This is a genomic window from Salinivibrio sp. YCSC6 (assembly GCF_004916735.1).
Lineage (GTDB): Bacteria > Pseudomonadota > Gammaproteobacteria > Enterobacterales > Vibrionaceae > Salinivibrio > Salinivibrio proteolyticus.
Genome location: NZ_CP039516.1, coordinates 433,497 through 455,226, shown reverse-complemented (window position 1 = coordinate 455,226; position 21,730 = coordinate 433,497). Strand labels below are relative to the sequence as shown.

At 50.5% G+C, this 21,730-nt stretch carries 20 protein-coding genes; 3 read left to right on the top strand and 17 right to left on the bottom strand.

Translation table 11 applies throughout. The features are described 5' to 3' along the window. Positions 1-6: 6 nt before the first annotated feature. The 8 genes from carA to murJ form a co-directional block, all read right to left on the bottom strand. Entirely contained in the window at positions 7-1,146 is a 1,140-nt protein-coding gene (gene carA / locus E8E00_RS02045; RefSeq protein ID WP_096629853.1) for a glutamine-hydrolyzing carbamoyl-phosphate synthase small subunit, read from the bottom strand. Between the two features lie 466 nt (positions 1,147-1,612). Continuing rightward, positions 1,613-2,416, bottom strand: coding sequence for a 4-hydroxy-tetrahydrodipicolinate reductase (dapB, locus tag E8E00_RS02040; RefSeq protein ID WP_096629856.1), 804 nt, complete (start codon positions 2,414-2,416; stop codon positions 1,613-1,615). Positions 2,417-2,575: 159 nt separating this feature from the next. Beyond that, positions 2,576-3,520, bottom strand: a complete 945-nt coding sequence (ispH, locus tag E8E00_RS02035) for a 4-hydroxy-3-methylbut-2-enyl diphosphate reductase (RefSeq protein WP_077640238.1) — start codon at positions 3,518-3,520, stop codon at positions 2,576-2,578. A 9-nt stretch (positions 3,521-3,529) separates the two neighbouring features. Continuing rightward, the gene (fkpB, locus tag E8E00_RS02030; RefSeq protein WP_069586572.1) at positions 3,530-3,961 is read right to left on the bottom strand and encodes an FKBP-type peptidyl-prolyl cis-trans isomerase; all 432 of its coding nucleotides are present in this window, start codon (positions 3,959-3,961) and stop codon (positions 3,530-3,532) included. 49 nt (positions 3,962-4,010) lie between these two features. Continuing rightward, entirely contained in the window at positions 4,011-4,514 is a 504-nt protein-coding gene (gene lspA / locus E8E00_RS02025) for a signal peptidase II (RefSeq protein ID WP_069586571.1), read from the bottom strand. Next, positions 4,514-7,339, bottom strand: a complete 2,826-nt coding sequence (gene ileS / locus E8E00_RS02020) for an isoleucine--tRNA ligase (RefSeq protein WP_096629859.1) — start codon at positions 7,337-7,339, stop codon at positions 4,514-4,516. Before ileS ends, lspA begins: the two co-directional genes overlap by 1 nt. 30 nt (positions 7,340-7,369) lie before the next feature. Beyond that, positions 7,370-8,311, bottom strand: coding sequence for a bifunctional riboflavin kinase/FAD synthetase (ribF, locus tag E8E00_RS02015; protein WP_077456285.1), 942 nt, complete (start codon positions 8,309-8,311; stop codon positions 7,370-7,372). A gap of 90 nt (positions 8,312-8,401) precedes the next feature. Further along, the gene (gene murJ, locus E8E00_RS02010; RefSeq protein ID WP_096629862.1) at positions 8,402-9,973 is read right to left on the bottom strand and encodes a murein biosynthesis integral membrane protein MurJ; all 1,572 of its coding nucleotides are present in this window, start codon (positions 9,971-9,973) and stop codon (positions 8,402-8,404) included. A 287-nt stretch (positions 9,974-10,260) separates the two neighbouring features. Between murJ and rpsT the strand changes: the two genes are divergently transcribed. Further along, entirely contained in the window at positions 10,261-10,521 is a 261-nt protein-coding gene (rpsT, locus tag E8E00_RS02005) for a 30S ribosomal protein S20 (protein WP_069586567.1), read from the top strand. A gap of 79 nt (positions 10,522-10,600) precedes the next feature. Here rpsT and E8E00_RS02000 read toward each other — a convergent pair whose 3' ends face one another. From E8E00_RS02000 to nhaA, 4 genes are all read right to left on the bottom strand, one after another. Then, positions 10,601-10,897: a metalloregulator ArsR/SmtB family transcription factor gene (locus tag E8E00_RS02000; protein WP_069586566.1), complete on the bottom strand. Its 297-nt coding sequence runs from the start codon at positions 10,895-10,897 to the stop codon at positions 10,601-10,603. Positions 10,898-10,962: 65 nt separating this feature from the next. Next, a complete protein-coding gene (nhaR, locus tag E8E00_RS01995) occupies positions 10,963-11,856 on the bottom strand; it encodes a transcriptional activator NhaR (RefSeq protein ID WP_096631504.1) in 894 nt (297 codons plus the stop codon). A gap of 73 nt (positions 11,857-11,929) precedes the next feature. Beyond that, on the bottom strand, positions 11,930-12,205 hold the full coding sequence (locus tag E8E00_RS01990; RefSeq protein ID WP_077456293.1) for a hypothetical protein: 276 nt from the start codon (positions 12,203-12,205) through the stop codon (positions 11,930-11,932). Beyond that, the gene (gene nhaA / locus E8E00_RS01985; RefSeq protein WP_096629865.1) at positions 12,174-13,373 is read right to left on the bottom strand and encodes a Na+/H+ antiporter NhaA; all 1,200 of its coding nucleotides are present in this window, start codon (positions 13,371-13,373) and stop codon (positions 12,174-12,176) included. Before nhaA ends, E8E00_RS01990 begins: the two co-directional genes overlap by 32 nt. Positions 13,374-13,793: 420 nt before the next feature. On the opposite strand from nhaA, the gene E8E00_RS01980 reads away from it, so the two are divergent. Beyond that, the gene (locus E8E00_RS01980; RefSeq protein ID WP_077480575.1) at positions 13,794-14,942 is read left to right on the top strand and encodes a Na/Pi symporter; all 1,149 of its coding nucleotides are present in this window, start codon (positions 13,794-13,796) and stop codon (positions 14,940-14,942) included. Between the two features lie 150 nt (positions 14,943-15,092). On the opposite strand, the gene E8E00_RS01975 is transcribed toward E8E00_RS01980, so the two are convergent. From E8E00_RS01975 to rppH, 5 genes are all read right to left on the bottom strand, one after another. Beyond that, positions 15,093-15,932, bottom strand: a complete 840-nt coding sequence (locus E8E00_RS01975; RefSeq protein WP_096629867.1) for a thymidylate synthase — start codon at positions 15,930-15,932, stop codon at positions 15,093-15,095. Between the two features lie 85 nt (positions 15,933-16,017). Then, entirely contained in the window at positions 16,018-16,821 is an 804-nt protein-coding gene (gene lgt / locus E8E00_RS01970) for a prolipoprotein diacylglyceryl transferase (RefSeq protein ID WP_096629870.1), read from the bottom strand. A gap of 12 nt (positions 16,822-16,833) precedes the next feature. After that, positions 16,834-17,640, bottom strand: coding sequence for a sulfite exporter TauE/SafE family protein (locus E8E00_RS01965; RefSeq protein ID WP_096631507.1), 807 nt, complete (start codon positions 17,638-17,640; stop codon positions 16,834-16,836). Next, entirely contained in the window at positions 17,640-19,901 is a 2,262-nt protein-coding gene (ptsP, locus tag E8E00_RS01960) for a phosphoenolpyruvate--protein phosphotransferase (RefSeq protein ID WP_096629873.1), read from the bottom strand. Before ptsP ends, E8E00_RS01965 begins: the two co-directional genes overlap by 1 nt. 18 nt (positions 19,902-19,919) lie before the next feature. Next, positions 19,920-20,432, bottom strand: a complete 513-nt coding sequence (gene rppH, locus E8E00_RS01955) for an RNA pyrophosphohydrolase (protein WP_096629875.1) — start codon at positions 20,430-20,432, stop codon at positions 19,920-19,922. A 631-nt stretch (positions 20,433-21,063) separates the two neighbouring features. Here rppH and mutH point away from each other — a divergent pair. Beyond that, positions 21,064-21,729, top strand: a complete 666-nt coding sequence (mutH, locus tag E8E00_RS01950; RefSeq protein ID WP_069586556.1) for a DNA mismatch repair endonuclease MutH — start codon at positions 21,064-21,066, stop codon at positions 21,727-21,729. Position 21,730: the final 1 nt, after the last annotated feature.

The window sequence follows — 21,730 nt, the reverse complement described above, 5'->3', positions numbered from 1 at the left end:
CTCCAATTAGGCGCGGTGTTGTTTGATGAGGTCGATAAAGTGATCGAAAAGGGGCGCAGCATCATGTGGCCCTGGGCTTGCTTCAGGGTGCCCTTGGAAGCTAAAGGCTGGCTTCTCGGTATGATGGATCCCTTGCAAGCTGCCATCGAACAAGGACACATGCGTCGCACGTAATGTATCAGGCAAGCTGTCATTGTCTGCGGCAAAGCCGTGGTTTTGGCTGGTGATCATCACCACCCCACGCTCTAAATCTTTCACCGGATGGTTAGCACCATGGTGGCCAAACTTCATTTTGACCGTTTTCGCACCGCTCGCTAGCGCCAAGATTTGGTGCCCCAAGCAAATACCAAATAATGGTACGCCTTCCGCTAAGAAGGTTTGGGTGGCCGCAATCGCATAATCACACGGCGCCGGATCGCCAGGGCCATTAGATAAGAAGACACCATCGGGATTCATCGCCAGCACTTCGTCTGCCGAGGTGGTTGCCGGTACCACAGTCAAACGGCAGCCGCGGTCGACCAACATGCGCAAGATGTTGCGCTTGGCACCAAAGTCGTAAGCGACAACATGGTAAGGCAATTCACTGTCCGGCAATGCATCTGGTAGGCCCTGATGCAGCTGCCATGATCCTTGCGTCCAGCTGTAACGCTCCTGCGTCGTCACTTCTTTGGCAAGATCCATCCCTTTCAAGCCCGGAAAATCTTTCGCCTTGGCCAGCGCCAGCGCTTCATCAACGCTCTCTCCGGCCACAATACAGCCATTCTGCGCCCCTTTTTCACGTAACAAACGAGTGAGCTTGCGTGTATCAATGTCGGCGATGCCAACAATGTTGTGTTGCTTGAGGTAATCAGAGAGGGATTGTTGATTGCGGAAATTGCTAGCTAACAGGGGAAGATCGCGAATGACGAGGCCTTGGGCGTGGACTTGGGAGGATTCTTCGTCTTCGGTGTTGGTGCCGGTGTTGCCAATATGGGGATAGGTAAGTGTTACGATCTGACGGGAATAAGAGGGGTCGGTTAATATTTCTTGATACCCCGTCATCGAGGTATTGAAAACCACTTCTCCCACCGCGGTGCCATCAGCGCCGATCGGGGTACCGTGGAACACTGTCCCATCTTCTAGGACTAAGAGCGCAGACTTGCTCAAGACAACCTCCAGTTATATAGAAATGCACTTTTTACGACTAACGTTGCATTCACGTATTCCATCTAAGATCAAAACTCACGTCAAGCTGAATTTTGACAAATTGCGCGCATTCTAGAGATGCAAGGTTTGGCTGTCAATAATGCATGCTACTTTTTATTGTATTTACTAAGCACTCAAGAAAAACAGGCCACCTAAGCAAGATAAAGCACAATCTTGTCTTTATTTTCAAACCAAAGAGCTAGATAAATTGGCAGATAAATAACTTTTTTACCCAAACCGAGAGAGAAACATAAAACTGGCGTGCGCAAACGTTTACCGCGCAACAAAGATCATAACTGGAAGAGTTATCGCGTCGAAATGCTGTCAACAAGGGGAAAACAAAGAAAAAATTACGACAATATGAAGTGCATTGCATGAGAAAAAGAAAGGGGGATAAAAAAACATCGCGCCGAAGCGCGATGCATAATTATTTAAGATTAAGTACATCCTGCATGGTATAAAAACCTTGCTGGTGTTGATTGAGCCATACCGCGGCACGGACCGCTCCCTTGGCAAAGGTGGAACGACTTGACGCTTTGTGCGTGATTTCAACACGCTCGCCAATATCCGCAAACATGGCGGTATGCTCCCCCACGATATCGCCAGCGCGAATAGTGGCAAAGCCGATTTCATGTTTGCTACGCTCGCCAGTGATCCCTTCTCGGGCATACACAGCGACATCACTCAGCTGATTTCCCATCGCCCCGGCAATGGCTTCTCCCATTCCCAGTGCAGTGCCCGATGGCGCATCCACTTTATGGCGATGATGCGCCTCAACAATCTCAATGTCGCATTCCTCACCCATCACTTTGGCGGCTTGTTCAAGCAGTTTAAATACAAGGTTCACGCCGACACTGTAATTGGGGGCCATCACTACTGCCGTCGCTTCTGAGGCATCTTGGATGGTTTGCTTTTGTGCGTCATCAAATCCAGTTGTTCCAATCACCAACTGCTTGCCTTTTTGTTGGCACAACGCCAAGTTCGCGAGTGTGGCCGCGGGTGCGGTAAAATCAATGATCACATCAAAGTCATCCGCCACTTTGGCCAGATCGTCCACCACTTGTACGCCGAGGCGGCCCACACCCGCCAGCTCCCCTGCATCCGTCCCAATCAAGCTTGATTCAGGCCGTTCACTCGCCGCCCCTAATGTTGCGCCCGCGTATTGCGTAACCGCTTGAATAAGATTGCGTCCCATACGGCCGGCTGCACCAGCAATGGCAATACGTACCATGGTTCTCCCCTCTTTTACTTCACCAGCAGCGCTGGCCACCTATCCATTAACCCATCACTGTAGCGCGTTCGTTTCAGCTTGTATATTGCTGAGAGTGGCCCAGAAGCATGCTAACAAAAAGGGAAGCTTTCGCTTCCCTTTAATTTTGTCGATGGGTAACTAGGTCACCTCACGAATTTGTAACTCTTTCGGCACTTCGAAGAACATGTTTTCTTCACGGCCACTCAGGTTTTCTACCTCAGTGGCACCCAACGCCTTCACGCGGGCAATAATCAAATCAACCAATTCTTCTGGTGCCGAGGCGCCAGCAGTGATCCCAACCGTGTACTTACCCTCGAACCACGCCGGATCAATGTCTTCCGCACAGTCGGTTAGGTACGCCGGGGTTCCCAGTTTTTCGGATAACTCGCGGAGACGGTTTGAGTTCGAGCTATTCTTCGAGCCCACCACCACCATCACATCACAGCTTTGGGCGAGATCACGCACTGCATCTTGGCGGTTTTGTGTCGCGTAGCAAATATCATCTTTGCGTGGACCTTGAATGTTGGGGAAGACCTGACGCAAGGTATCAATCACATCAGCGGTTTCGTCCACTGACAGCGTGGTTTGACTCACATAATGCAAGTTATCCGGGTCGTTGACTTGAAGCGTGTGCACATCCGCTGGCGTTTCAACCAAGTACATACCGCCGGTTTCACTGGCATATTGACCCATAGTGCCTTCCACTTCGGGGTGTCCAGCATGACCAATCAGTACCACTTCCATATTTTTACGGCTGGCACGTGCCACTTCCATATGTACTTTGGTCACCAAGGGGCAGGTTGCATCAAACACCGTCAGTTGACGGGATTTAGCTTCATTGCGCACCGCTTGCGATACACCGTGGGCCGAGAAGATCACAATGCTGTCGTCAGGCACTTCGCTTAATTGTTCCACAAACACCGCGCCGCGTTGCTTTAGGCCTTCCACCACAAATCGGTTATGCACCACTTCATGGCGCACATAAATGGGAGGCTGATAAATTTCCAAAGCACGTTCAACGATGCTGATCGCGCGATCGACACCAGCACAAAAGCCTCGGGGATTCGCAAGTAGGATCTTCATGACTTTGCCTTATTGCACACTGATTATTTCTACGTCAAAAATCACGGTTTTCCCTGCCAACGGATGATTAAAATCAACCGTCACAGATTCGCCGCTGACCTCGGTCACGATACCGGGAATTTCTTGTCCTTGAGGACCGCTAAACGCAATGATGGCACCCACTTCAGCAGGCGTGTCTCCCCCAAACTGACGGCGATCCATATAGTGGATATTATCCGGGTTTGGCTGGCCAAATGCATCTTCAGGTGCCAGCGTAAAGCTGCTTTGCTCCCCTTCATGCAGCCCTAACAGACAACGCTCAAAGTTCTCGGTCAAGCTGCCGTCTCCCATCACTAACTTAGCGGGTTTTCCGGCATTGTGGGTACTGTCGGCGACCGAGCCATCTTCAAGCTTAATGGTAAAGTGCATCAATACTTCGCTGGATGCGCTAATCGCTTTCATGATCTGTCCTTATCGAAAGTCGTGTTGGGCTAATTACTACGAGCGACCCCTAGGTCGCCGATGACTGCTCATGACGAAAACTGTCTAGCACCACTAAAACGGCGCCAACACAAATGGCTGAGTCAGCAAGATTAAAAGCCGGCCAATGTGAATTGCCAATGAAAAAGTCGAGAAAGTCGATCACATAGCCATGAACGAGGCGGTCAAATAAGTTACCCAATGCTCCGCCGATAATCATGGCATAGGCGATATTGAGCATGCGCTTACTTGCCGGTGTCACTCGCATCCAGTATGTCAGCAAGCCGCTCACGCCTAACGCGATAACGCTAAAAAGCCAACGCTGCCAACCGCCTGCATCGCTTAAAAAGCTAAATGCCGCACCATGGTTATGGACGTAGGTAAGATTAAAAAACGGCAGTAATTCAATGCGGTTCGCGGGACCATAGCCCATGGTGTTCATCACCAGCCACTTACTGCCAATGTCTAAAACGAAAACCAGAGGCGCCAGCCAAAGCCAGCGCCATCCTGATTGCGAGAGTGAGTGAGAGGTCATCACGCAAATTGGCGAGTTTCGCCTTCTCCTGCAATGTTAGTCACACAGCGGCCACAAATTTCTTCGTGTCCTTCGATCGTGCCTACATCAGCAACATGGTGCCAACAGCGGTCACATTTTTTCGCTTCAGACGCCACAACGTCAACAGATAGCCCTTCGACATCCGTTTGCGTCGCAGAGGATGGCGCCTCACCAGCGATCACTGTCGCTTTCGAGGTCAGCAGCACAAAGCGTAACTCATCGCCCATCATTTGCAGCTTTTGCGCAAACTCCGCCGGCGCGTATAGCGTGACTTCGGCTTCAAGTGAACCACCAATGACCTTGTCATTACGGGCCTGCTCGAGGGTTTTATTCACCGCGGCACGCACATCCAGCAGTTTTGCCCAGAATGCATTATTGAGCACGGCATCGTCTTCTAAGCCAAACAAGCCGTCATACCAGACATCGGTGAACACAAACTTGCCGCGTTCGCCAGGCATTTCATTCCAGATCTCGTCTGCCGTGAACGACATAATCGGTGCCATCCAACGTACCAGCGCTTCGACAATGTGGAACAGTGCGGTTTGGCAACTACGGTGCGCGTGGCTCCCCGCTTTCGCCGTGTACTGACGGTCTTTGATGATATCCAGATAGAAAGAGCCCATCTCAATCGAGCAGAACTGCATCAAGCGTTGGGTGACTTGATGGAAGTTGCAAGCTTCAAACGCTTCGGTGATCTCTTGTTGTGCGGCTAATGCACGCCCAACCGCCCAGCGGTCGACCGCCACCAGCTCATCGGCAGCGACACTGTCTTGCTTAGGATCAAAACCATGCAGGTTTGCCAGCAGGAAGCGTGCAGTATTACGAATACGGCGATACGCATCAGCGCTACGTTTTAGGATCTCGTCCGATACCGTGATCTCACCGGTGTAGTCGGTTGACGCCACCCACAGACGCAGGATATCGGCGCCCAGTTTGTTCATCACATCTTGCGGCGAGACAGTATTCCCCAGTGATTTCGACATCTTGCGGCCTTTGCCATCAACCGTGAAACCATGAGTCAGCACTTTGCGATACGGTGCTTTGCCTTTGATTGCCACCGAGGTCATCAACGAAGACTGGAACCAACCACGATGCTGATCTGACCCTTCGAGGTACATATCCGCTTCTTGGCCGTTAAACTCGTCGCGCTGGTTAACCACCGCGTAGTGGGTCGCACCAGAGTCAAACCAAACATCCAGTGTATCGAGGACTTTCTCATACTGTTCAGCGTCATCATCCAACAGTTCATTCAGATCCAGATCCCACCAAGCTTGGATACCCGCTTTCTCAACCCGTGCGGCAACTTGTTCAATTAAGTTCAGCGTGTCAGGGTGAAGCTCTGCGGTTTCTTTGTGAACAAATAGCGCAATCGGCACGCCCCAGGTACGTTGACGTGAAATACACCAATCAGGGCGACCATCTACCATCGACTCGATACGGTTTTGGCCCCACTCAGGGATCCAATCAACGTTCTTGATCTCTTGCAACGCTTTATCACGCAGACCCGCTTTCTCCATCGAGATAAACCACTGCGGTGTGGCGCGGAAGATGATTGGCGTTTTGTGACGCCAGCAGTGTGGATAGCTGTGCTCATAGGCGTGGTGATGCAGCAGAGCATCATGCGCTTTCAGCGCTTCAATCACACTGTCATTGGCTTTAAAGACATGTTGGCCGGCAAACAGTGGGGTATCCGGCAAATAGACCCCGTTACTGCCCACTGGGTTTGCCACTTCAAGATCGTATTTTTGACCGACCACAAAGTCTTCTTGGCCGTGGCCAGGTGCGGTGTGTACCACACCCGTACCCGACTCTGTCGTGACGTGATCACCCAAGATCACGGGCACATCAAAATCGTAAAATGGGTGCTTCACGCGTTTCAGCTCAAGCGCGTCACCCTTACAGAAACCGAGGTTGTGGTAGTGCTCAATACCCGCGCGATCCATCACCTCTTTGACCAGCTCGGCCGCGACGATAAGGCGCTTAGGTTGCTCGCCTTCAACTTGTACTAAAACATATTCAAGGTCAGCGGCCACCGCTACCGCACGGTTAGCAGGCAAGGTCCAAGGCGTCGTGGTCCAAATCACCACACCCACTTCGCCTTCACCTTGATGATCACCAGCCAGACTAAAGGCACTGATCAGTGCTTGTTCGTCAACCGCACGAAAGATCACATCAATCGATGGCGAGGTTTTATCTTGATATTCCACCTCAGCTTCTGCCAAGGCCGAGCCACAGTCCGTACACCAGTGCACCGGCTTAAAGCCTTTGTGCAAGTGTCCATTGGCGGCAATTTTACCCAACGCGCGGATGATGCTGGCTTCGGTATTGAAGTCCATGGTCAGGTAAGGTTTGTCCCACTCACCTAAAACACCAAGACGTTTAAAGTCTGCTTTCTGACCTTCCACTTGTTTGGCAGCGTATTCACGGCACTTTTCACGGAACTCAGCGGTTGAGACTTTTTGACCGGGTTTACCGACTTTTTTCTCTACCATCAGCTCAATCGGCAAGCCGTGACAATCCCAGCCAGGTACATACGGTGCGTCGTAGTCCGCTAGCGTTTTTGATTTAATAATAATGTCTTTGAGAATTTTATTAACTGAGTGACCAATATGAATGTTGCCGTTCGCGTACGGAGGACCGTCGTGCAAAATAAATGTTTTTTTGCCTTTCTTCGCTTGACGGATAGCACCGTACAGATCTTCATCGTACCAACGCTTGAGCATATCAGGCTCGCGCTTAGCAAGATTACCTCGCATCGGAAACGCAGTTTCCGGCAGGTTTAAGGTATCTTTATAGTCACTCATTGATTATTGATTCCGTATGGAGGTTACACTCTAGACATTATTCACATCAGCCAGCCACGCACGCGCAGCTGATGCATCTCGTTGAATTTGCATTTTTAGTGCGTCAATAGACGCGAATTTGGTTTCATCGCGAAGTTTATGCAAAAGATAAACTTCCAACTGTTTGCCATATAAATCGATTGATTGATCAAATAGATGGACTTCGAGCTGCTGGCGTACACCGTCGACCGTCGGCCGTACACCAACGTTAGCCACGCCGGGTAACCGCTGTCCGGTCACGGCGCCTTCCACTTGTACGGCATACACACCTGAAACCGGGGAAACGCGGCGTTTTAGCAGCACATTGGCGGTCGGGAAGCCAATCGTGCGCCCTAACTTACGCCCATGCGCGACACGCCCACAGATGCTGTAAGGTCGCCCCAACATGTCCGCCGCCTCGGCAAGATGGCCTGCGGCTAACGCATCGCGAATCGCCGTACTGCTCACTCGGCGGTCACTGACGCAAAAACTTTCGGTACTGACCACATCAAAGTGATGTTCCTGGCCTGCTCGTGCGAGGCGCGCAAAATCACCGCTTCGCTTCAAACCAAAGCGAAAGTCATCGCCGACTACCAGAAACTTAACACCCAATTGTTCGACCAACAAGCGGTCAACAAAGTGATCAGCACTCATGGCCGCAAATGCAGGGGTGAAATTTACACACAGCAGGCGGTCAACGCCCAGCTTCGCTAACTGGGTATATTTATCTCGCAATCTCGACAGACGCGCCGGCGCTTTTTCACCTTTAAACAGCTCTAACGGCTGCGGTTCAAACAACATCACAGTCGCAGGTAGGTTCAACGCTCGGGCCTTTTCCACCACTTGGCGCAACACCGCCTGATGTCCCAAATGGACACCATCAAAGTTACCGATGGTCAGGACACAACCTCGGTGGCGCGCTCGTATGTTATGGATACCTCGGATTAATTCCATCGCCTGCTGACTATTTGAACTATTGAAACTGGCGGATTATATACTAGTCAGGGCTGGCAATCAGCCCTGGATTCACATCCGACCCTTGAATTACCCGCGATGACGAATATCACCAAGTCGCACACCGCATAATAGTGCGGTGCATAAATACACCACACTGCCACCGAGGATCAGTCCAGCCAACACCATGCTACGCATCGACAGTGACATCTCGACCCAGCCATTTAATGTCGGCATCAGTGTCATTAACACCGCCACCATTGCTGCTACCGCAACCACTAAACGGCCAATATATAAAGCCGTCGCACGAGACAAACGGTAAACACCAGCACGGTGTAGGCCTTGATAGAGCAAACCCGCGTTGATCAGTGCCGATAACGCCGTAGCAATCGCAAGGCCAACATAACTGAACAAATAGGCAAAGATAGCGTTAAACACCATATTGCTTATCATGGCAATCACACCAAATTTCACCGGTGTTTTGGTGTCTTGTCGTGCGTAGTAACCGGGCGCGAGGACTTTGATCAACATAAAGTTGACCAATCCACAGGCATAGGCCACCAGCGATAAACTGGCCGCCTGCACATCTTCGACACCGAACTCGCCTCGCATAAAGAGTACCATCAGCATGGGCTTTGCTAACAAAATCAACCCCACCATGGCAGGAATACCCAGCAACAACACCATGCGCACTCCCCAATCCATAGTGGCAGCAAATTGGGTGGGCGATTTATCGACATGACGCTGGGAAAGCGCCGGCAGGATCACGGTCGCAATGGCAATGCCAAATAAGCCTAACGGAAACTCGAGTAAACGATCGGAGTAATACAGCCAACTGATGGAGCCTGTCATCAAAAAGCTGGCAATGAAGGTATCAAACAATAGGTTAATCTGGCTCACCGAGACCCCAAAAAGAGCCGGGATCATCAGTTTGCGGATCTTTACCACCCCAGGATGGTGCCAACCCCACTTGGGTTTTACGAGCATGCCCTCTTGCGATAAGAAAGGAAGCTGAAACAGCAACTGAACCAATCCACCGATAAAGACCCCGACCGCCAAACCGATTTCAGGTTGTGCAAGATAGGGCGACAGCCAAATCGCCGCGGCAATAATCGCGACATTGAGGAATACAGGGGTAAAGCTCGAAACGGCAAACTTATTAAGCGTATTCAGGATGGCGCCCGATAGCGCCACGAAAGTAATAAACCACAAGTACGGGAAAGTGATTTTCAGCATCAAGCTCGCTAACTCGAACTTGGCCCCGTCAGGGCGACCATCCAACCAGTCGACAAACCAACCGGTCCCAAATAACGCCGCCAACACAGGCGAGCCAATGACACCGAGCAGGGTGACAATCGTCACTAACCCACCCAAGGTACCGACGACATTGGCAACCAGCTCGCGAGATTGCGTCCGATGATTATCGTCTTTATCCAGCGCCTGATACTCAGTCAATACGGGGACAAAGGCCTGTGAAAACGCACCTTCTGCGAATAAACGACGCAAAAAGTTAGGGATTTTATTGGCGAAAAAAAACACATCGGCGGCAGCCCCTGCCCCCATCAAGTTGGCAATCACCACATCCCGCACCAGCCCCAACACGCGGGACACCAGTGTCATGGTGCTAACGATTAGCCCAGAGCGTAATAGTCGCTTACTCACGGTTACCTCTTGAAAACACGTGCCTCTATTGTGCGCCACCCCATGCGTGTTGATGCTCGCTCACTCATGCAGGCCAAGTGATAATGGCATGCAAAACGGAAATAAAGGTGACGTAGGGCCTGAAATGCTGATAGAATCAGCCGCCATATTAACCGTGATAACCCCGCAGCGCCAACACTACCTTGGGGCGGCGGATATTTGCACAAATGAATTGACAATAGAGGCAAAAAGAGGCATAGTCCTCCGCCTTGAAATGTCACCGAACAAAAGATTTGGGAGTTAGACCCTTGGCGAATATCAAATCTGCTAAGAAGCGTGCGATCCAATCTGAGAAGCGTCGCCAGCACAACGCAAGCCGTCGCTCTATGATGCGCACCTATATGAAGAAAACTGCTGCTGCTATCGCTGCAGGCGACAAAGAAGCGGCAACTGCTGCTTTTGCGCAAGTACAGCCTATTCTTGATCGTTCAGCCACCAAAGGCCTGATCCACAAGAACAAAGCAGCACGTTACAAAGCAAGCTTCGCAGCACAAATCAAAGCGCTGTAATAGCTTTTTTGCTTTGCATCATGCATAAAAAAACCGGCCTCGGCCGGTTTTTTTATTGCGCGTTGATTGATGTGCTTTATCAATCACCGCAATACAGATCGTGTAATAGCTGGATCACCGCTTTCACTTCTTCACTTTTCAGCGAGTAATAGACCGTTTGCGCCTCTTTTCGTGTATCCACCAAACCGTCTTTACGTAACCAAGCAAGATGTTGGGATAAGGCCGATTGGCTCAAAGGCACCCGTTCAACCAACTGTCCAACCGAAAGTTCGCCTTGTAGTAAATAGCACAGAATAAACAGACGCTTTTCGTTTGCCATGGCTTTCAGCAAGCTTACCGCTTTCGGCCCGTTTTGTTGCATTTGGGCTAAATCCATTTGACTTCCACTTCAATTGTTACCACCTTGCTCGAGTCTAGCACGATCTCACCACAAGCCTGTAACTAAACGAATAAGTGGCTGTAATCAGCTTCGCAAATCCGTTTGACGGCGGGGTGCTGAATCATTCGCTCAGCAAAAATCACATAGTACTCTTCCTTGACCGTCTCCAGGTTTGCAATCGGTGCAACATTACCGACACCACTGATTTCATTGGCATAGGTGCTGGGAGCGATAAACAATGCCTGATGGTTGATCCCAAACGCTTTCATTAACGCGGAGTCATCAAACTCCCCCAAAATATTGGGAACAATACCTTGTTGATCAAACCACTGCATCAGTTTGCGACCCATCGCTGTCGCTCGGCTTGGGATCAACAATTTCTGGTTCGCAAGCAGTGTGGCGAGCGGTATATCGGCCAATATATCTGGGTGAGAGGCAAACAAGCTCATACTGCACTCGCCCAGTTTGACGCTGAATAACCCCGCTTGCTGCGTCGAATCAACCGGACAGTCCGACAAAATCATATCCAATTTGTGCTGGGACAGTTGTTCTAACAACATTTCATGTGTCGATTCAAAACAGCGCAAATGAATTGCGTTATCGTCAGGTACTGCGTGGAGTAACACCTGACTGACTAACCGCTTGGATAATGCATCGGCGACACCGACGTCAAATAGGATATTCTCTTGCTGACTGTAATTAACGATATCGAGCATTTCGTAGCTCAAACCAAACATACGATCCGAATATTGAAACACCAGCTGCCCCAACTCTGTGGGCTCAACATGCCGGCCGTTTCGCTTAGTCAGCTTCCCATTAAGTCGTTGCTCGAGTGCTCGGATTTGTCCAGTGACCGTTTGAGGGGTTAAGCAAAGCTTATCGGCACCTTTGGTAATCGAGCCTTGCTTGCAAACCATCCAAAAATAGTAAAGGTGGTTGTAATTAAGATGCGCCATGACTTGCCATAAAAAAAACGCCAAGCCAGCAGCTTACGCTGCCAACTTGGCGCCTTCAAGCGAAATGAATGGGTTAGTTTTTCATATCGTCTTTATCCAGCGGCTTTCTCACGCGCTCACCGGCGCGATGCTCTAATGCTCGCTCTGAGAAGCTTGCGCTATCCGCGGCGCGCGTAGACTCTGCATCAGCGGATGCCGCCGCTTTGCCGTCCTCGACACCTGCAAGGTAGGCCTCGCATACTTGGCTGTTGTCGTTGTTGCCTTGGCAATATGTCTCATAATTGGCCGCAAGCGCCGTTCCCGAGACACCCAACAGACTAGTAATCAACGCTAACTCCATTTTCTTCATCTTCGTCTCCTTCTTCAAAGGCGCTGGCTGGCGGCAACATAAAATGCAGAACCAAGTAGCCAATCACTGCCGACAAGGTTGATCCTATCAAGATCCCGAGTCGAGAGAATGTGACGAACTCACCATTCACACCGACGAAGGCCAGTGACGAGATGAAAATCGACATCGTAAAACCAATACCACACAGTAAGGACACCCCAAAGATTTGTGGGAATGTCACTCTTGCCGGCATTTTCGCAATACCAAGTTTTACGGCTGCCCAACTGAAGGTAAAGATACCGAGCGGTTTACCAATCAGCAGACCTAACGCAATGCCGAGAGGCAGCATTTCGGTCAAGCTTGCTAGCGAGACGCCATCAAGCGAGACGCCGGCATTAGCAAACGCAAATATCGGCAGAATCAGATACGATACATAAGGATGCAGTGCATGTTCGAGCTTTTTCAGTGGTGACGGCGCATCCTCTGTTTTGCCTTTCAACGGAATCGCAAAACCTAGTACCACACCCGCGAGTGTCGCATGCACGCCTGACTGTAAGACACTGAACCAAAGCACCAAACCAACCACAATATAGGCGGCAATATTGGTGACATTTCGCATATTCATCCCAACCAATACTAAGGTTGCGACAAAGGCACTGGCGAGCGCCATGATGGAAAGGTCGCTGCTGTAAAACAGAGCAATAATCACGATGACGCCCAAGTCATCGATTATCGCCAGTGCTAATAAGAACACTTTAAGTGCCAGCGGTACTCGGTTACCTAACAGCGCTAATACACCTAAGGCAAAGGCAATATCAGTGGCTGCTGGGATCGCCCAACCGGACACAGCAAGCGGGTCACCCCAGTTAAACGCTAGATAAACCAGCGCGGGTGCCAACATACCGCCCACCGCCGCAACGGCAGGGAAAGTGGCTTTATCTTTGGTGTTTAACGCCCCTTCGATTAATTCCCGTTTAACTTCTAAACCAATCAGCAGGAAAAAAATCACCATCAGGCCGTCGTTGATCCAGTGACCCACGGACAGACCTGCAACATAGGTATGAAGCGTGCTGTCATATAAAGGCTGTAGATCCGAGTTCGCCACGAACATCGCTAGCACAGCCGCAATAATCAGCACAATACCTCCTGCAGATTCCATTTTTAGAAACTGACGAATGACATCAGTCATTTAAGCACTCCATACAAAAAAAGTGGATTTCCGTAGTCTAGACAGCCAGACCCGTTTTCTAAAAATCGTTTGTTCTGATAGTAAACATCGAAAAAACCGATGTAAAATCTCACTTACTATTGATTTATTCGCAGTCTAAACATTTGTCAACGAATTTTACCGTCCACCATTTAGCATAGTGGCAATCGCTTTGTTGTTGTTACATTTTTTATATCGGTTTTTTCTACTTGGGTGACACGGCCTAAATTTTAATTATAATCATAGACATAGCCCCGGCTAACCCTACCAACCCATCGACCCAGATCGGATTTTATGAACACTGCAGTATTTGTGTCATATTTCTGAAATATTCCCTTCTTACTATCGCCGCTGATTTTGCTTTGACACAAAACCGACATCGAATTGTCACGGAGATAACTTATGACTCCCCATGCTACAGCGGTAGAGGCAACCCAAAGCTCCTCGAACTGGTTCCGTTGGACCAAGCTCGCCGTCATGCTTTATGTACTACTGGTGGCGGTCGCCATGGTAGGGAGCGGCTTTAAATTAGCCGTGGGCGATGAGGCTAAGACCTTATTCGAATTTGCTTCTCACCCCGTAGCTGGCTTGATGATAGGGATTGCCGCCACGGCGCTGATCCAATCGTCAAGTACGGTTACTTCTATTATCGTTGGTCTGGTTGCAGGCGGCTTGCCGGTTGAAACAGCGATTCCAATGGTAATGGGCGCAAACGTGGGCACCACAGTCACCAACACCTTGGTGAGCTTGGGCCATGCGCGTTGCAAAGAAGAGTTCCGTCGTGCATTCAGTTGCGCCACGGTCCATGATTTCTTCAACTTATTCGCCGTGGCTATCTTCTTGCCGCTCGAAATGATGTTCGGCTTGCTAAACAAGTTGTCACAATGGTTGGTTTCGCCACTGTCACAAACCGGTGACATGAGCATCAAAGGGCTGAATTTCGTTAAACCGCTGACCAAACCTGCTGTGAACATGGTGCAGTCTCCTTTGGAGTCGGTTCTACCCGGCAACCTAGGTGGCTTGCTGATGATCGGTTTAGGTATCTTTGCCATCGTATGTGCCATCACTGTGATGGGTAAGGTGATGAAGAAGCTGATGGTCGGTCGTGCCAAAGACATGCTGAAAAACGCGATTGGTCGTGGTCCATTGCATGGCATCTTCTCAGGCTCAGTGGTCACTGTACTGGTACAGTCTTCATCCACCACTACAAGCTTGATGGTTCCGCTGGTTGGCACTGGCGTGTTAAAAATTCGCGATGTTTATCCCTTTACCCTGGGTGCAAACATTGGTACCTGCATTACTGCATTGCTTGCGGCGACTGCCGTCACCGGTGAATTCGCGGTGTTCGCGCTACAAATTGCGCTCGTGCACCTTTGCTTTAATATTCTCGCTACGGCGCTCATTTTCGGTATCCCGGTATTGCGTGAGTTGCCGCTAAAAGGCGCAGAATGGCTCGGTCACTTGGCCGCGAAATCGAAGATGGCGGTCCTGGCCTACATCACATTGGTGTTCGTGGTGGTACCCGGCGGGATTGTGCTGTTGTCACAATAATGCCCACCCGACGCTGATTGAATCAAAGCCATCGCTCCTCGCGGTGGCTTTTTTGTTATAAGCCGCAACCGCCACACAGAGACCACACTGTAGACATAAAAAAACGCAGCGGCTTGGCTGCGTTTTTGCTGATGAATGTGTCCTACGTCATTAAATGGCAATCGGCGCTTTAATGGTGGGATGCGGGTCGTAACCTTCAATCTCAAAGTCTTCAATCTTGTAGTCGAAGATGGAGGCAGGTTTGCGCTTAATCGTCAGCGTTGGCAATCCTCGCGGCTCGCGCTTTAACTGCTCATACACAATCTCATCGGTCAGGTGATTGTGGTATAGGTGCACGTCGCCAAACGTATGGACAAAATCGCCCACTGCCAAATCACATTGCTGTGCAATCATATGCGTTAGCAACGCGTAACTGGCAATATTGAACGGCACCCCTAAAAAGTAATCTGCACTGCGCTGATAAAGCTGGCATGAGAGCTTACCATCGGCCACGTAGAACTGAAAAAGACAGTGACAAGGGGCAAGGGCCATCTTACCCTGCTCCGCGTTCTCAGACGGGCTGACAGACTCGTCGGGTAAATCTGCGGGGTTCCACGCTGTAATGATATGACGGCGCGAATGTGGTTTGGTTTTGATTTGCTCCACCAGCTGCGCAATTTGGTCAACCGTCGAACCATCAGGACATGCCCATGAGCGCCACTGGGCGCCATAAACCGGCCCTAGATCGCCTTGCTCTGTCGCCCACTCATCCCAAATACGTACTTTGTTGTCTTGTAAGTATTGGATGTTAGTATCGCCGTTAAGAAACCACAGTAATTCGTGGATAATGGCGCGGGTATAAAGCTTTTTGGTCGTGAGCAGTGGAAAACCTTCAGCAAGGTCGAACCGTAATTGGCGTCCAAACACTGAACGTGTACCTACACCCGTGCGGTCGCCTCTATCCGTACCATTGTCAAGAATATCCTGCATCAAAGCTAGATACTGCTTCATAGTGTTTCCTATCGTTGGACAAACAAAAGGCACCGCCCGCGGTGCCTTGGTGTGGTCAATAGTATATCTGATTACTCGACGTTAATCACCGAGCCGCAACAGAGCCTCGTCGGTACGACCAGACCATCATAAGCGCCCCAGCAACGATCATCGGCAATGATAATAACTGTCCCATGCTGAACAAGTCACCAAACAACCCAAGATGCGCATCCGGCTCACGGAAGTATTCGACGATAAAGCGGAACGTGCCATACCCGACTAAGAATAACCCCGATACCGCCCCCATAGGACGAGAACGGCGAATAAACAGATTGAGGATCACAAACAACGCCACCCCTTCGAGTGCAAACTCATAAAGCTGGGAAGGGTGACGCGGCCAAGGACCGCCGGTGGGGAAGATCATCGCCCAAGGCACATCGGTAACACGCCCCCAAAGTTCACCGTTAATAAAATTGCCTAACCGCCCCGCGCCTAAACCGAAAGGAACGAGCGGCGCAATAAAATCAGCCACGGTGAAAAAATGACGTTGGGTTTTACGCGCATACCATGCCATGGCCACGATGACGCCAAGCAAGCCACCATGGAAGGACATGCCGCCAGTCCACACTTTAAACAAGAATAAGGGGTCGGCAACAAACGCATCAAATTGATAAAACAATACGTAACCGATGCGACCGCCCAGTACGACGCCAAGAAAACCCGCGAACAGTAAATCACTGACTTCCTCTTTGCTCCAACCACTGTTCGGTTTCGTAGCACGGTGATTGGCGAGCCATAGGGCAAACACAAAACCAACTAAATACATCAGTCCGTACCAGCGAATGGCAATCGGGCCAAGCTCGACTACTATCGGGTCTATCGACGGAAAGGTAATGTAACCTTCTGTCATGGATTCCATCCTTTACTTCAACAACATGCTTGCGCCGACAATAACAAGAAAGCCAGCAAAAATACGTTTTATTTGCCGCGTCGGAAGCTGTACCGCGAGCGTGGCGCCAACGCGTGTCATCAACACCGAAGTCGACACCACACCCAGCAAGGCGGGCAAATACAAATATCCGACACTGAGTGCGGGTAAGGGTTCCGTCTGTCGCCAGCCCAACCAAACAAAACTTACCATCCCGGCCAACCCGAGCACGGCGCCACCAAGTGCAGAGCTGCCAATCGCTTTGTGCATCGTGACCCCACGCCAGTGCAAGTAAGGGACAGTAAAGGATCCACCGCCAATGCCAGCCAAGCTTGATAGCGTACCGATCAAGGTACCCGCCAGAGATATTCGCCATGGAGACGGTAAAGGGCGGAGGGTGACTTGGGGACGACTGAGCAACATTTGCATCGCCATGGTCAGCACGATGACGCCAAAGATACGTGGCAGCCAATCGGGTGGAAGTTTATCTGCCAATGAGGCACCTAATACGCCGCCTAGCATCATCCCTGGAACCAGGGCTCTAACCGCGCGCATATCCACATTGCCCATACGAAAATGGCGCCACGCTGAGGCGCTGGAGGTTAAGACAATGGTAGCCAACGATGTCGCCAGCGCCATCGGCATGACGATATCAGCAGACAGACCAAATAATGGCAGCAAAAAGCTTAACGCCGGCACCACCACCAAGCCACCGCCAATGCCAAGGAGTCCGGAGAGTGTGCCAACTAACGCCCCCAACAGCATACAAATAAACGCTAACAACAAGGTTGCGGTGGTGATCATCGCATCCGTCCAATTTGGACCAGCGCATCCAAACCTTGTTCGGCTAAAAAGTCTTCCATCTGGGTACGGACCTGTCCGGGTTCACTCAAACTAAGCATCTGCTCGGTTTGCTTTTGTAAGCGTGGTAAGGAAAGACGACTGAGCAAGTACTTAATCTTCGCCACATTACGCGTATTCATACTCAATTGGCGATACCCCAGCCCCACTAGTAATGCCGCGCCCACCGGATCGCCAGCCAGTTCACCACATACGCTCACCGGCAATTGATGGCGAGCACTGGTGGTCGCAATCAAACTAAGCGCATGAAGTACGGAAGGATGGAGCGCATCAAAGATGTTGGCGACACGGGCATTGTTGCGATCCACGGCCAACAAATACTGCGTTAAATCGTTGGTGCCAACGGAAAGAAAATCGACTTCTTGCGCGATCCCATCGAGCTGATACAGCACCGAGGGTACCTCAACCATAATGCCAAGCAGCGGTTTCGCCAGAACTTCTCCCGCCAACTGTGCCTCTTGGCGTACTTCCTCAAACGCGCGAGCAATTAACGCTTTCGCTTCCAGCAATTCATTCACACCGGAGATCATCGGCAACAAGAGTTTCAAATTATCCAAACCCAAACTGGCACGCAGCATCGCACGCACTTGGATCAGAAAAATATCAGGATGATCTAAGGTAAAACGAATGCCGCGCCAGCCAAGAAACGGGTTATCTTCATCGACACTCAAATAGGGTAATGGCTTATCCCCGCCAATATCCAAGGTGCGCATCACCACAGGTTTATCTGGGTAGCTGGCTAAAATCGCTCGGTATTGTTTGACCTGTTCGTCCTCGGAAGGAAAACGGCGCTGCATTAAAAAAGGCACTTCGGTCCGAAACAAGCCCACCCCATCGACACCTTGGTTGATGGCAATGCTACTGTCGGCGCTCAAACCAGCGTTCAAATGGATCTGGATACGGGTGCCATCTTGGCTTTTTCCGGGCGAGGCTAGCGCCGTATCTAAAGTCGATTGCAAACTGACTTCCGCTTGAACCAGCTGCTGATATTCCTTCAGCAAAGGTGCGGCGGGCTCAATCATCAACAGCCCTTTGTGACCATCCAAGATCACCGATTTATTGTGGAGTCTTGGCGCGGAAAAGCTCACTCCCATCACCGCCGGAATGCCAAGTGCCCTTGCCAAGATGGCCGCATGGGAGTTCGCCGCACCCTCTTCGGCTACGACCCCCGCGAGTAGCGCACGTGGAATAGAAGCCAGCATGCCAGCCGTCAGTTCACGGGCAAGCAAGACGATAGGTGACGAGATGGGTTGATGATTGCTTGAGGCTTCAGAAAGAAAATAGAGTAACCGCTGGCCGAGCTCCTTCACATCGGCAGCCCGTGCCTTAAGATAGGGATCATCCATGGCCGCAAAACGGGATGAAAAGGTTTCTACCGTTTGTCGGACCGCCCACGCGGCTTCGTCGCCCTGTTGGATACGTAGGGTCATATCCTCGCGCAGCATAGGATCGTTGAGCAAATGGACAAATAAATCAAAGATCGCCAGCGCTTCTTTTTGTAGCTCCTTATCAAAGCGTTTTCTAAGGCGACGGAACTCCACTGACGCATCATCTAATGCGGCATCTAAACGATCGAGTTCTTTTTGAACATGCAAACAGCTGGCCGGTGCAATGTCCTCTAACCGTGGTTGAGAATCATCACACCATGCATTCGCAATTCCCACCCCTGGTGATGCGGGAACTCCTTCCAACAACACGGGTGACTGTGATGCATTCAGCCATCCGCCTTGTGCATCTGCATAGGCAAACACTACGGCCAGTTGCGCGGCGAGAGTGACAAGAAACGACTCTTCACTTTCGTCAAATTGACGCGGCTGGTGTTGCTGCACGACCAGTACGCCCAGTACCGTTTTACGATAAATAATGGGCGTACCTAGAAAAGACTGGAAGGCATCTTCTCCTGTGGCAGGGAAAGGTTTAAACGCGGGATGCTCACGCGCATGGGCCAGATTGATCGGTTCTGCGCGCTCGCCAACTAATCCTACCAAGCCTTCACCAAAAGACAGTGAGACTTGCGCGGCAGGATCCAAGCCTTGAGTGGCCATCAGATCAAAGCTAGCTTGCTCGGGGTTGGCAAGATACACAGAGCAACACTCGGTATGCATCGCAACACAGGTTTGCTGCACTAGGGTTTGCAGCGCCTGATGAAGATCCGCCGATGCGGCTACGCTCTGAACAATATTTCTAAGCTGTGTCAGCACCGGCTTCCTCCTTAAACGTTACCCTCGCTTGTTCCGACGTCGAGGCTTACGCTCCTTAAAAGGCATTGCTAACGGCGCAAACTCTTTCATTGCACGGCGGTATACTTCGCGTTTGAAAGACACAACCTGACGTACCGGATACCAATAACTGACCCAACGCCAGCCATCAAACTCCGGGATTCCCCCGCGGGACACATTCACTTTCGACTCATCGCATTCCAGCTTCAACAAAAACCATTTTTGTTTTTGCCCAATACAGACTGGCTTGGAGTCCCAACGTACCAAACGTTTCGGGAGCTTATAACGTAGCCAATGACGGCTAGTACCCAAGATGCGGACATCTTTTTTGGTCAGCCCCACTTCTTCGTAAAGCTCACGGAACATGGCTTGTTCGGGACTTTCCCCATCATCAATCCCGCCTTGCGGGAACTGCCATGAATGCTGACCATATCGACGAGCCCAGAGAACCTGACCGTGGCCGTTACATATTACTATCCCCACATTGGGACGATAGCCATCGCCATCAATCACTGGACGACCTCAATGATAAATCTCTACTGAGTCTGATTTTTTCACAAAAAGCCGCTAAGGGTAAACAAACATTGTGGATTAACCTGTGTTTTTGCGCACTCGTCGTCATCTGAGGATAACTCAGGGCCTAACAGGAAGTTATAAACATAGCAATGAGAGTTTGCGCACATTTATTCACGCTTTCTGTGGATAGATTTGTGAAGAAGCAACGAAAAAGTCTAAAACGTCGTCAGCTAAAGATCAGTTAATCTGATTTACAATTAAACAAAAATAAAAATAAACCCTATAAATCAGAACATTAAAAACATAAAACCCAGCAAAGATCCTTGTAGCGATCTTTCGATCATCCTTTGCACACAGATCGCTCAAAGATCCATCAGTTAGTAAATTATCCACATCGTTAGCGCAAAAATCCAACAATATCGTTAGTTGCTCACCTAACACAGGTAAAAAGGGTACTGTATATATGATCATGGTCGCGATTTTTATACGCAACACTTATCTTTCTGTGGATAACTAAAGCGCCGCCAGATTGATCTTCACCATGAGGATCCTTGCGCCTTGCTCGACGCTTAACGATAATGCCGGTCATCTTATGCCAAACATTACCCGTTGCCGAAAAGCTATCTATATGCAGCCACCACAGTCCGAATCAGAACTCATGCAGCGTGCCGCTGATTTAGCCGGTTTTACGCTAGGGGAAATCAGCCACGAGCATGGGATCGCCTGTCCGGCCGATCTGAGCCGAGAAAAAGGCTGGGTAGGCATGTTGCTAGAAACCTGCTTGGGCGCGACGGCAGGAAGTAAGCCCGAGCAAGACTTTGCTCATTTGGGGATTGAGCTGAAAACGATCCCCGTTAACGCGCATGGCAAGCCACTCGAAACCACCTTTGTGTGTGTTGCGCCTTTGACGGGGATCAGTGGTGTACAGTGGGAACACAGCCATGTTCGGCACAAACTTTCCCGTGTTCTTTGGGTTCCCGTTGAGGGAGAACGCACTATCCCACTCGCAGAGCGGCGCATTGGCACTCCCCTGCTCTGGTCACCCAGTCGAGAAGAAGACGCGCAGCTGCGTGCCGATTGGGAAGAGCTGATGGATTTGATTGCCTTAGGACGGGTGAATGATATTACCGCGCGTCACGGCCAGTATTTACAGCTGCGCCCCAAAGCCGCCAACAGCCATGCACTCACCGATGCGTTTGGGGCAAAGGGCGAACCGATCAAAACCCTACCGCGTGGCTTTTATCTTCGCACCCAGTTCACCCATCATATTCTAAGCCGATTTTTCGTCAGCTGAC